Source organism: Mucilaginibacter sp. GW821-FHT07H05, from assembly GCF_059418485.1.
In genome coordinates, this window is record NZ_JBWKPY010000003.1 from 603,485 (window position 1) to 615,960 (window position 12,476).

Consider the following 12,476-nt stretch of genomic DNA (forward strand, 5'->3'; position numbering starts at 1 on the left):
GCAATAAATTAAGTCAAAAGTCATCACGCAAAATTTGATGGATGACTTTTGACTTCACACTTCTGAGCTTATTTCCCCGGCTCTAACTGGGTAGTTACCCCAATCCTGTTCCAGGCGTTTATGGTAATAATGGCCATAATGATCTGTGCCAGGTAGGCGGGTTCAAATAATTGAGCGGCTTTGTTATAAGTATCATTTGACACCCCATGATTACTGATCAGCGTTACCTCTTCAGTAAGGGCCAGTATGGCTTGCTCCTGTTCATCAAAGAAAGGGGTTTCGCGCCAGGCTGATAAAGTATAGATTCTTTGCTCGGTTTCACCAGCTTTGCGGGCATCAATGGTATGCATGTTTAAGCAGTAGGCACAACCATTTATTTGCGATGCGCGAATTTTGATCAGGTCCTTGTGTTTGGTAGTTAAACCGGTAGTTTCCATGTAGTGCTCAAGGGCCAGCATTGCTTTGTAAGCAGCAGGCTCGGCTTGGTTAATTTTAATTCGTGTGCTCATTTTCTTATTGTTTTGATATAACAAAATTGGGCATTAATATGCCCTCAAAAAATGAACTGAGTTTAAGAAATTAAACTTTTTTGGCCCTTAGCCGGCTCAAAAACTGCGGTGTAAAGCCCAGGTACGATGCCAGCATATACTGGGGCACACGCTGGGCAAAGCCTGGAAACAGGCTGATAAAGTGCCGGTAACGCTCCTCGTCGCTTTGGTTAAATATAAAACCGATACGGCGCTGCGATGCCACAAAAGCTTTTTGCATCATTATCCTGAAATAGCTTTCCATCTGCGGGATCTGTTCAAACACAAAAACACGGTTTTGCTCTGTCAGCAGCAGCATTTCGCAGGCCTCAATGGTTTGGATATAGGTAGTAGATGGGGCATGATTGAGCAGACTGTCCTGGTCGGCTATCCACCAGCTCTCTAATCCAAACTGGATGATCTGCTCGTTGAATTTACTATTCACAAAATATTGGCGGGCGCAGCCTTTGATGATGAAGTAATTACCCGGGCATAGTTTACCAGCCTCTAATACGTATTGTTTCTTTTTAAACTTTTTCAGTTCCAGTTTGCTGCAAAGCAGTTCCTCATTCTGGGCGCTTAGTGATACGTATCTTTTAATATGGGCTAAAATTTCGGGATACATGGTATTATTCAGATGGAGTTACCGGTTTTTCCTGCTCAAACACACTGGCTTTACTTTTCAATTGCTGTTCTACAGCTTGTTTTAAAGCCTCGTAATCGCCAGTAGGGATAATTGTTAAACTATTGGCAGGCATTAATCCGCTGGCAGTAGTAGTTATTACCGGTAAGCCTGCTGCAATAGCCTTTAACAATAGCCGGGGCCGATGCTCTATATAAGCCGGATAAACAACCATACTGATATTTTCAAACACATTGCGCACGGCAAATTCGGTAAAAACCCCATCCCAAAAATCGGCTCTTTCCATCGCCTTTCCTGTTATCACTACCTGCAGGTTTAATTCAAGAGCCAATCTTTTAACTTCATAAGCGCCCTTACGGCCAAGTGATGATGCCGGGAACAAGATCCTGTTATTTTTTATCACCTGCTTAGCCGCTACTTTAGGCAATACCCATTCTAACCTGATGGCTTTATTATTGAAGATATCAGCTACCCCCTTATGCGGTGTAATAATATGGCTCGATTTGGTTAATGCCCTATTTTCTATATCTACCAATTCTTGCGGCGCCCTGAAATCATTAAGTGTACTGCTCTCCGGGAACTTAGTATGGGCAAAATCCAGTTGTTCGTGCAACTTTTGCATGGGCAGGCAGATCATCAATACATCAAAGGTACGGCCACCCAATACTCCCTCCTGCCATAAATAAGGCAACAGGTTTTGCGCAATAACCAGGTGGGTACTTGCCAGCGGTATTTTACGCGCAGCCGCTTTTGCCACTTTTTCATCCAATTGCAGCATGACGGAAAACACATTGCGTTTTGCATACCAGCGCATAAGCAAGGCCCTTTGCAGGGTGGCAAAAAAAGTAGAGCGGGCATTCGCGGGATTTTTTAGAGACCAGTTATATCTGCTGTTGGAGATGAACCGATTTTTCAATACAGGTATAATAAAGAAATCCGTTTCGGCAGCTATGGATTTGATATATTCATCAAACTCGGCCCATTTATCGTCCAAAATGTAGGTGGTAATTGCCGTTTCGCGTTTTGCCGGGGCGCCTTCGGGATGTTTAAAGCATTGGTAATTACCACAGGAATAACAATCGTTTAAGATTGAGGATGACAAAAATGCTTGCGGAGGCTGCCCTTGGGGATTATTTTTTGTTGCGCTCCTGAATCTAACCACCAATTGATCTGCCGTAATATCAACCTCTATCCTAAAAGCATAGGCCGATTTAAACCGCAGATCTACATAATTCCATTTTACCGTAGCATCCCGGTCCCGTTCGGCCAGCGAACCCTTAATTACGTAGGTATGCTTGTGGCGTTCAATGATCTCAAAATCAGCTTTCAGGGCCGCGTCATACAAGGCATTAGATAGCTGGCACAATCCGCCGGCTATGGTTGGGATGATGCAGCCTTCCCTAATCTCGCGACCGACGACATACTTTTTGCCGATATTAGGATTGCCGATATGCTTCCAAAAACTGAATACTTTACCGGCAGGCACTTCTAAACCATTTAACTTTTTAGCGGCTAAACGTAAATTTTGTACTTTACCTGCAGTAAGTATCCAATTGAGTTGGTTATCATCGGTATTCCATAATTCACTGTCGGATATGGCTATTACAGGATCATGTATTAATTGTTTCCCGTCACGAAATTTAGCCGGGCCGGATATCAAATTCAACGCCTGCCTTTTTACTATAAATAGCGATACCTTTAAGCGAAACTTGGCTTCGCTTAGCAAATTATGCTGTTCGGCTAAAGGATTTCCACGGCGCATCGGCTTGGTTGAATTAGTTGCTAACGTTATGGCTGATCATATCGTATATTCTTCAGGTTTAAATAGTTAATTCTCGTAAACAATGAATGTTATTACTGCGCTTAAAGTACCAACTGCTGATGCAATTTTTCCAATGTTTTCGCCGCATCGGTGCATAAACCCGGGTGAACTTTAGAGCATTGCACAACCGTACTGCGGGTAGCCGTTAACCACCGGAAGCGCGATGCCGCGTCCAGCAGGGCTATTGGGCCACCTTGCGGGCTGCCGGTACAAATATACTCGAACATGCACAGGTGCTCCCGCAGTTCGTCCATATCCGGCTGGGTAGAAAAGCATTTCATCCGGCTGGCATCAAGCGTGTATATAGCTTGCAGGAATTTCTGTTTAGCACAATACAATATTACGCCTACGTTGATAAATTCCTCGCGTTCAACCCTGGGCACAACGCGGATGACCGCATACTCAAATAAGTGCCGTTCTTGCATGGTCTGCTTCGTTTACAAAAATTTGTGATGACGCGATACGGGTTTCCAGAAACCGCGCGTAAATGTCTCTTATTTCATCTGGGGCTTCCTGCCATTCCACGGCTATCCACTCATCCGGGATCAAATTGACGATTGAGCGGATAACTTCCGGGGTCAGGATAGCTTTCAGTTCGGTATCTGCCGCCTCCAGTTCGGATGCGTACTCCAGCAGCACATGGTCTTTTACCTGTACAAACGGACGTTTAGCCTGCTCCTCCCAATTATGCCAAGAATGATGGAAGTACAAAGCCGCGCCATGGTCTATCAGCCATAATTCGCGGTGCCAGGTCAGCATATTGGTATTACGGGGTGTACGGTCTACATTGGTAAGCAGGCAATCCATCCAAACTATTTTAGAAGCCAGCAAAGGATCAACCACCGTAACCGACCGGTCGAAAGTAATCGCCCCGGATAAATAGTGCAATGCCAGATTAAGGCCTACGCTGGCTTTTAGCAGGTCCTGTATCTCTTCGTCGGGTTCGGTACGGCCAAAGGCGGTATCCAGGTTGGCAAATACCAGTTCGGGGATCTTCAGACCAATTTTACGGGCTATTTCGCCGCCTATCAGTTCGGCTATCAGGGCTTTTACACCTTGTCCCGCCCCACGGAATTTAAGGACGTAAAGGAAACCGTCATCTGCCTCGGCAATAGCGGGCAGTGAGCCACCTTCGCGCAGGGGTGTAACATAGCGGGTTACATTAACGGTTCGTAATTGTGGTGGGGTGTTCATTTCGAACAAATATATAGATTTAACAACAGAGGTCGGCATTGCAAAGCGACCGCTATCGTTAAAATTCAGCCCAAAACGTTATACTTACGGTCAGGATGCAACAGGATAGCAATTTGAAAAATATACCATAACATAGAGCAAAATTTGCTACCCTATTAGCATTTTACCCAATAAAACCTATTAAATACTAACAAACCGGCAAAACCTAATGGCTTTATAGCAGCTTTAGCAGCGCGGGCTTTGTAACATCTATGATAAAATTGCAATTATGAAAAAGAAACTGGTGACAAAAGCAATGATGATATGCTTGCTGCCGTGTTGTTTATTTATTGCCGCTAAAGCACAAACAACACCCGGAAAAACATACAACGTGAAAGATTTTGGCGCCACCGGCGATGGACAGACACTGGACACCGACCCGATCAACAAAGCGATTACTACAGCGGCAGCAGCGGGTGGCGGCACAATCTATTTCCCGGCTGGCACTTATGCTTCGCACTCCATCCGTCTAAAAAGCCATATCAGCTTATATATCGATCAGGGGGCTACCATTTTGGCGGCGCCATACAATGCGGGCGGCAAGGGTTACGATGAACCCGAACCTAACGATTGGGGCGATAAACTACATTACCAGGATTTTGGCCACAGCCACTGGCATAACAGCCTGATATGGGGCGAGAATTTAGAGGATATCAGCATAATGGGGCCGGGTACCATTTATGGCAAAGGCCTTACCCGTGAAACACCCCGCAGGGTTGGCGAAGGTAATAAAGCCATTGGCCTTAAACTTTGCCGCAACGTGATATTAAAGGATTTTACGATACTGCTGGGCGGTCATTTCGGGATGCTGCTCACGGGTATCGATAACATGACGATTGAGAACATTAAGGAAGACACCAACCGCGACGGTATGGATATTGACGGTTGCCGTAACGTGCGTGTAGCTAATTGCACCGTAAACAGTCCGTGGGATGACGGCATTTGCCTCAAAAGCTCCTTTGCGCTGGGCTATGCGCGGGCGACCGAGAATGTGACCATTACCAATTGCCAGGTAAGCGGGTTTGACCGTGGTACACTGCTGAACGGCACTTACATGCGTACGGAAGGTAAAATGGTACCCGACCGCCAGGGGCCTACAGGCCGCATTAAGTTTGGTACCGAGGCCAACGGTGGTTTTAAGGGCATTACCATTAGTAACTGCATCTTTCAATACTGCCGTGGTTTGGCTTTGGAGACGGTAGACGGCGCATCGCTGGAGGATGTGACCATCAGCAATATTACCATGCGCGATATTGGCAACTCCCCTATCTTTTTACGTTTAGGCGCCCGCATGCGTGGTCCCGAAGGTGTGCCGGTTGGCAACCTGAGGCGGATCCTGATCAGTAATATTACTGTTTACAATGCCGATTCGCACTTCTCATCCATGATCGTCGGTATCCCCGGTCATAATGTGGAGGATGTAAAGCTGAACAACATCCGCATTTACTACCGCCAGATAGATTCGCCGCTGGTTAAGATACAGCATGCGGTACCCGAACATATTAAGGATTATCCTGAACCTGAGCGCTTTGGTGTGATACCGGCCTACGGCTTCTTTATCCGCCATGCTCAAAATATCGAACTCAACAATGTTGAAGTAAGCTATATGGGAAAAGAAACCCGCCCCGCCGTGATTTTGGAAGACGTAAAGGGCATCAGCCTGATTAATTTCAAGGCGCAAACCCCGGCCAATGTACCGGCCATTGTTTTGCGGGGAGTAGATGGGTTTAGCATCCTGTCGTCTCCATCTATCCCGGCAACTAAAATTAAAAAAGAACCCGTGCCGCCAACCGCGCCCGATCCGCCGGTGAATATGCGGCAGAAATAAATAAAGATCCAAAACACTAATCATCATTATCCACATGAATATAGCACATCATATCAAAACCAAACTACTGCTTCCCGCCATTGCACTCTCGGTTAGCGCGGTATCATCTTACGCCCAAAAAGCTAACGATGTAACTACTCCCCTGCACCTGCTTAAGCCGGCGTACGTTACCCCTTATGGTGAAACCAAACAGGCTGATGTTAAGGCGGTACTGGACAGGGTGTACCATTACCTGGATGGCGCTACACCCTACCAGCTGATAGATAAAGACAGTAAAGAGGTGATCACCGATTACAGTAAAGCTAACTCCAACAGCATATTTAAACCCGGCGATTTTCGACTGACCAGCTATGAGTGGGGTGTTACCTATACTGGGATGCTGGAAGCAGGTGCCGCCACCGGCGATAAAAAGTTTACCGAGTATACTACCAACCGCGTAAAATTCATCAGCGATGTGGTTGCCGGTTATAAAAACTATCTGAAGGCATCGCCTAAGGCGGTAACGCCGGTACGTTCGGTATACGATCCGCATGCGCTGGATGATGCCGGGTCTATAGCCGCATCGATGATCAAAACGGTCAGGGTAAATTCGTCAATCGCCACCTTAAGGCCGATAATTGATAATTATCTGAACTATATCATGACCAAGGAGTTCCGCCTGCCTGATGGTACCCTGGCACGTAACCGTCCGCAGCCTAATACCTTGTGGCTGGACGATTTGTACATGAGTCTGCCTGCCATAGTGCAAATGGGCGTATTAACCGGCGATAAAAAGTATTTTGACGAGGCTGTTAAGCAGTATCGCCTGTTCTCAAAACGGATGTTCAATAACGAAAAAGGCCTGTATATGCACGGCTGGGTGCAGGATATGGACCCGCACCCGCAATTCCACTGGGCAAGGGCAAACGGCTGGGCTATCCTGACCAAAATTGAACTGTTAGATGCCCTACCCGCCAATCATCCCGGAAGGGCAGAAATACTGGCGATGCTTAAAAAACATGCTTATGGCTTAGCCCAGCGGCAGGACGGGACCGGCTTTTGGCACCAGTTGCTGGACAGGAACGATTCGTACCTGGAAACATCGGCTACGGCTATTTACGCCTATTGCTTTGCCAGGGCTATCAACAAGGGCTGGCTGGATGCAAAAGCTTACGGACCGGCCGCATTACTGGCCTGGAACGCGGTAAGCACCAAGGTGAACGACAAAGGACAGGTAGAAGGTACTTGCGTAGGAACGGGGATGGGCTTCGATCCGGCATTTTACTACTACCGCCCTATCAACACCTTTGCGGCGCATGGCTATGGCCCTGTGTTACTGGCCGGGGCCGAGATCTATCGTATGCTGGAGAAACACCCGTTTGTGATTAACGACAGTTCGGTACAGATCAATAAGTAAGGTTGCAAACGTCACCGCGAGTTTGATAATGGACTTTTGAGGGGTTGTCACCCTGAGCTTGTCGAAGGGTGCGTGCGTAGGCCTGCCCACTATGGTTCGACAAGCTCACCATGACACCTTAAGCTCATGATATAAATTAGAGAATTTAAAAACCAATAATAAACCTGTTATTATGAGAACAAAATTATACACCATTATGGCCGCCGCGCTGTTGATCAGCGTTTCGGCATCAGCACAGATCGGGAGGCGGTTTCCGTCTGAACGTAAAGTGGTAAAAGACCCCGTTACCGGGACCATGCTTACCTTTTTAACCAGCACACCAGCGGGCGACTCCAAGATCTATCAAACACATAATCAATGGACATCCGACAGCAAATGGCTCATTTTCAGATCAAACCGGGCACGTAACGAAGCGATAGCGGTAAACGAACAAACCGGCGTAATGGTACAGGTAACCGAAGGCGGCTATACCGGCATGCTGAATATATCCCGTAAGGAAATGAAGCTTTTTTTTATGCGTAACCCTAAAGCGGGCGCGCCGGCTGGTTCGATGGAAATTGTAGAGGTTGACCTGGCTAAAGTTTTTGCGGATAGCGAAGCCGGCAAAATGAAATCGGCCGATAATTATCAGCGCGTTTGCGGCACCACCCCGCCCGAAATTGGCGCGGGCGGCGATATGGCGCTTGACGGTGGCGAGGACTGGGCTTACTTCCGCATAGGAAAAGCCGAGGCCGGACGGCGCATTGCCGCGGGGACTAAACTGGAAGCTGCTTTCGGTCCGCGTAAAATGGGCGCCGGTCCGTCGGGTATTGCGGCTATGAATATTAAAACCGGGCAGATAAAGCATGTGGTTGCGGTACCGTTCCAGGTTGGGCACATTCAAACCAACCCATGGATGCCGGGCGAGATTGTTTTTTGCTGGGAAACCGGCGGCAAATCGCCGCAGCGTACCTGGATCGTAAATTCGGACGGTACAGGTTTGCGCCCGCTTTACCCCGAATCCGAATATGAATGGGTAACACATGAAGCCGTAATTACTAAAGACGAAGTGGCCATAGCCATTATGGGCCACCGGCCGGTAGCGGGAACTAAGCCTGCTGCCGCCGGAACCGCGGTAGGCGGTGCAAACCCGGGGCAGGAAGCTGATTGGGGGCCATCAGGTACACGCGAAAAACCTACAGGATTGGGTATTGTCAACATCCGCACAAGGGAAATGATCATTATAGGCCAAACACCTTCGGGCAGCGGTTTGTGGCACGTAAACGGATCGGCTGATGGTAAATGGGCCGTGGGTGATGATTTTTCGAGGAGCCTATACCTGATAGACCGCCATACCCGCGAAATGATTATGCTGACCACGGGCCATAAAACCACCGCGGCCGATCACCTGCACCCAACATTTAGTCCGGATGGTACCCGGATCCAGGTACAATCGGCCATGCTGTCGGCAGATAACCGGTCGATGAACATTTGCATCGTACCCGTACCGGCCAGCTGGTTGAAGCGTACTTACGATAAATAAATCCATCGTCATTCTATCCCTGCCCTCTTTCCGCCGCAGGCGAAGAGAGGGCAGACGGGCAAAGCCTCGTCGGGTGAGTCGCGGCGTATGCAGAGCCGGCGAGTTAACTCACCCGCCCATCGCTTCGCTGGGGCACCTTCTCTTCGCCTGCTGCGGAAAGAGGGGAAAAGCACATCTAATTAAAACTCGTCATCCTATGTCTGTATAGGATGACGATTAGTATTCATGTTCACGCATACCTCAAACCGTGAATACACCCGTGAACACCCAAATGCGACAAAATCCATTAAACAACAGGCAGTAAACTAAACCATCCTGCCCTATCCTGAGTCTGTTAAACTACGCCAAATCTTTACCAGATTTGTGTAAACAATTACCCCTTAACCAATATAACCTTTAACCATGAAAAACCTTAAGAGCCTGCTGCTTAGCTGTACAGTTATGCTACTGTGTACATCTATGCGCGCGCAAACTACTACGCCGCCTCCACAGGCAACCGCACCGGGCACCGTAAAACTCTTTTTCGAAAAGGTTTTTATACATACCGACCGCTCGGTATACGCGCCAGGCGAAGATATCTGGATAAAGGCATACGTTATCAACGCCCAGGATAACCACCTGATAGGCACCAGCAAAAACCTGTATGTAGAACTGATTGCCCCGGCAGATACCATGGTTTACAGGGAGATCATCAGCCTGGATAACGGTACCGGCAAAGGTGATATCCCCTTACCGGCCCAATTGGCGGCGGGCAATTACCGTTTAAGGGCTTATACCAACTGGATGCGCAACTTTGGCAATAACTTTATATTCGAGAAAAATATCTCCATCACCGGTAATATGCTGCCGGCAAAAAGTTCGGCAGCAGCAAAACCGGCGGTTAAACCATCTGTTAAAACCACGGCGGTAAGCCCACCTGCAGGCGCGCCTGTTATCCGTTTCTTCCCCGAAGGCGGTTCGCTGGTGAATGAACTAAGCGCCATTGTAGCTGTAAAGGCCGAGGACGCGCTTGGTAATGGCATAGCGGTTAGCGGCCCTGTTCTATCCGCCACGGGCGATACTGTGGCCCGTTTCAGCTGCGACTCGTTAGGGATGGGTTTGTTTGCTCTGGTACCCTTAGCCGGTCAAAAATACCACAGCACCCTAAAATATAACGGCCAAACCATAAATGCCACCCTGCCCGACGCTTTAAACAGCGGCTTAAGCATGAAAGTAGTAAAACGGGATACGCTGATCTATATCACTATTGGCTGTAATAACGCCGCATCTGCGGCACTTTCCGGCAAAACGCTTAAGCTAACGGTTAAGCACGCGGGCACTGCCTATGTAGATCAGCAGATCCAGTTAAATGCTAACCAGGCCCTTGTCAAGATCCCCGAAAGCATTTTGCCAGAAGGTATTGCGGCCATTACCTTATATGACGACCAGCATAAGCCCAATTGCGAAAGGCTGATCTATGTTAACCATTTCGCCCACACGGCTACGCTATCGGTTAATACCGGTAAAACCACGTTTAAGCCACGGGAAAAAGTAACCGTAAACATCCGGGCAACCGATGCTAATCACCACCCGGTAACGGGCAACTTTTCACTGGCGGCCGTTGATGCCGGTGTGGATCCGTCGGCCGGGGGCAACATGATGGCTTATGTGATGCTGCAATCGGAAATTAAAGGACAGATAGCCCATGCCGAACGTTATTTTGATACAACCAATGTTAACCGCGCAAAACAACTGGACATACTGCTATTAACCCAGGGCTGGCGCGATTTTGTGTGGAAAAGACTGGCAGATACCGCTATCAAGATCTCCTATTTACCCGAACAGGGTTTTACCGTAGCCGGAAGTGTGAGCAACGCTAACGGTAAGGCCGTTATTCCAAACGCTAATGTAACCCTGTATAAAGCCAAAGCTACCGGCCCCAAATTATTTATGGCCAAAACGGATGCTGCCGGAAAGTATTACTTTGATAATGTACCCCTTACTGGAGAAGAGGCTATCACCATAACCGCCATGGATGACAAAGGTAAGGCCAATGGTATCATACAGGTAGATTCGCTGGCCGACCATGCCTTGCCGGTAAACAAAACCAACCGGGCCGACATGCAAGTTATTCCCGATGCTCTGACTGCCGAATTAGAAAGGCGCGTACCGGTCAACAAAAAACTGGACAGTATTACCAGGCTCAAAGAGGTACAAATCAGGGCCAGCAGGAATGTAAGGTTGCGCGATCAAACCGCGGTAAGCAGCGGCTATGCAGATGAAGTGCTGACCGTAACACCGAAAGACCTTAGCTTTCGTACCTTAAGGGATTATATTTTATATGCCTCAAAACAAGCCAAACCGGCCCCGGCTACAAGTGATTTCAGCGATGATATCGTATTTTTTGCGGATGGGAAAAATTATAAGCCACGCATTATTGTGAACAATAAAGAAGCCCCTTTTACCGATGAAGATGAGGATGATATAAAAAGCCATTATTATTCCACCTATTTTAACCTGCCTATGAATGTGGTAGAAAAAGTAGTTATTAAACGCTTGCTGGCCGGCTTAAAGGCGCCTAAAATCGGCGGCAGCCAAATAGCTAATGCCATGGGAAATACAGTTGCCGGGGCCCGTACCCCGCCTATTGAAAACCTGTTTGTGATTTACCTCACGCTAAAACCGGGTGCTATGCTCAGGAATGGCGGCGGGGTAGCCATTGCCAATTTACAAGGCTATTATGAGGCCCGTGATTTTTACAAGCCTTTGCACAACAGTACGGGCTTTGATTCGGCAAAACCCGACCTGCGTAATACCATCCATTGGGAGCCGGCTATAAAAACTGATGCTAACGGACAAGCATCCGTTACATTTTACAACGCCGACCCCAAAACCAACGTGCGTATAGTAGTACAAGGTGTTACCAGCACAGGCGATCCGGTGAGTACGGTAAAAGCTTATGAGGTGAAGTAAGTGATAACAAACGTAACAAAACGTAACCCATTCAAAACCAAATAGCTATACCATGTATGTTAAGCCAAGCGTTAACACTTAACATAAATATAATATTAAGCTAACATACATATACCGTATTTTTGCGCAAATACAATCAACCTATGGAAAAAAGTAAATCGGCCATCATTAAATCAGCAAAAAAAATAGCCAGGAAAAATATTGAGTTGAGCCTTATCGCTCACTTAAAAGAAATTACCGTTAAAACCGGCCCGGTATCAAAAAAACTGATCAAAGAAATTGAAAAAGGCGCTAAAAAGTTAGCAAAAAGCATAGCCAAAGAATTAGTACTGGCTAAACCCCTAACCCCCGAAACGGTTATCAAAACCGCAGCGGCAGCAACACCCGCCCCTGCTGAAAAAAAGCCGGAAGTTAAAAAAGCGCCTGCTGCCAAGCCCGCAGCAAGCAAACCCGTTAAATAATAAAATGTGATTTTTATAGGATCAGCCTGGCGTTGCCGGGCTTTTCTGTTTTATGCTTTCTTTGCTGATAAAGCTAAAACAAAAAACCTTGT

10 protein-coding genes are annotated in these 12,476 nt (G+C 47.5%); 5 read left to right on the top strand and 5 right to left on the bottom strand.

What is annotated here, in order from left to right:
* Window positions 1-68: 68 nt before the first annotated feature.
* The 5 genes from AC07M6_RS10230 to AC07M6_RS10250 all read right to left on the bottom strand — a co-directional run bounded on the left by AC07M6_RS10230 (window position 69) and on the right by AC07M6_RS10250 (window position 4,186).
* Window positions 69-509 carry a carboxymuconolactone decarboxylase family protein gene (locus tag AC07M6_RS10230; RefSeq protein ID WP_494889025.1) on the bottom strand — a complete coding sequence of 147 codons (441 nt, stop codon included), beginning with the start codon at window positions 507-509 and terminating at the stop codon, window positions 69-71.
* Window positions 510-579: 70 nt separating this feature from the next.
* Entirely contained in the window at window positions 580-1,152 is a 573-nt protein-coding gene (locus AC07M6_RS10235; protein WP_494889027.1) for a Crp/Fnr family transcriptional regulator, read from the bottom strand.
* A 4-nt stretch (window positions 1,153-1,156) separates the two neighbouring features.
* Window positions 1,157-2,932, bottom strand: coding sequence for a VanW family protein (locus AC07M6_RS10240; protein WP_494889029.1), 1,776 nt, complete (start codon window positions 2,930-2,932; stop codon window positions 1,157-1,159).
* A 101-nt stretch (window positions 2,933-3,033) separates the two neighbouring features.
* Window positions 3,034-3,417, bottom strand: coding sequence for a DUF3037 domain-containing protein (locus AC07M6_RS10245; RefSeq protein ID WP_494889031.1), 384 nt, complete (start codon window positions 3,415-3,417; stop codon window positions 3,034-3,036).
* Entirely contained in the window at window positions 3,395-4,186 is a 792-nt protein-coding gene (locus tag AC07M6_RS10250; protein ID WP_494889033.1) for a HipA family kinase, read from the bottom strand. Before AC07M6_RS10250 ends, AC07M6_RS10245 begins: the two co-directional genes overlap by 23 nt.
* 268 nt (window positions 4,187-4,454) lie before the next feature.
* On the opposite strand from AC07M6_RS10250, the gene AC07M6_RS10255 reads away from it, so the two are divergent.
* The 5 genes from AC07M6_RS10255 (at window position 4,455) to AC07M6_RS10275 (ending at window position 12,384) form a co-directional block, all read left to right on the top strand.
* A complete protein-coding gene (locus AC07M6_RS10255) occupies window positions 4,455-6,053 on the top strand; it encodes a rhamnogalacturonidase (RefSeq protein WP_494889035.1) in 1,599 nt (532 codons plus the stop codon).
* A 34-nt stretch (window positions 6,054-6,087) separates the two neighbouring features.
* Window positions 6,088-7,449 carry a glycoside hydrolase family 88/105 protein gene (locus AC07M6_RS10260; RefSeq protein WP_494889037.1) on the top strand — a complete coding sequence of 454 codons (1,362 nt, stop codon included), beginning with the start codon at window positions 6,088-6,090 and terminating at the stop codon, window positions 7,447-7,449.
* Window positions 7,450-7,621: 172 nt separating this feature from the next.
* Window positions 7,622-8,971, top strand: coding sequence for a TolB-like translocation protein (locus AC07M6_RS10265; RefSeq protein WP_494889039.1), 1,350 nt, complete (start codon window positions 7,622-7,624; stop codon window positions 8,969-8,971).
* 402 nt (window positions 8,972-9,373) lie between these two features.
* On the top strand, window positions 9,374-11,923 hold the full coding sequence (locus tag AC07M6_RS10270; RefSeq protein WP_494889041.1) for a carboxypeptidase-like regulatory domain-containing protein: 2,550 nt from the start codon (window positions 9,374-9,376) through the stop codon (window positions 11,921-11,923).
* Window positions 11,924-12,066: 143 nt separating this feature from the next.
* A complete protein-coding gene (locus AC07M6_RS10275; RefSeq protein WP_494889043.1) occupies window positions 12,067-12,384 on the top strand; it encodes a hypothetical protein in 318 nt (105 codons plus the stop codon).
* Window positions 12,385-12,476: the final 92 nt, after the last annotated feature.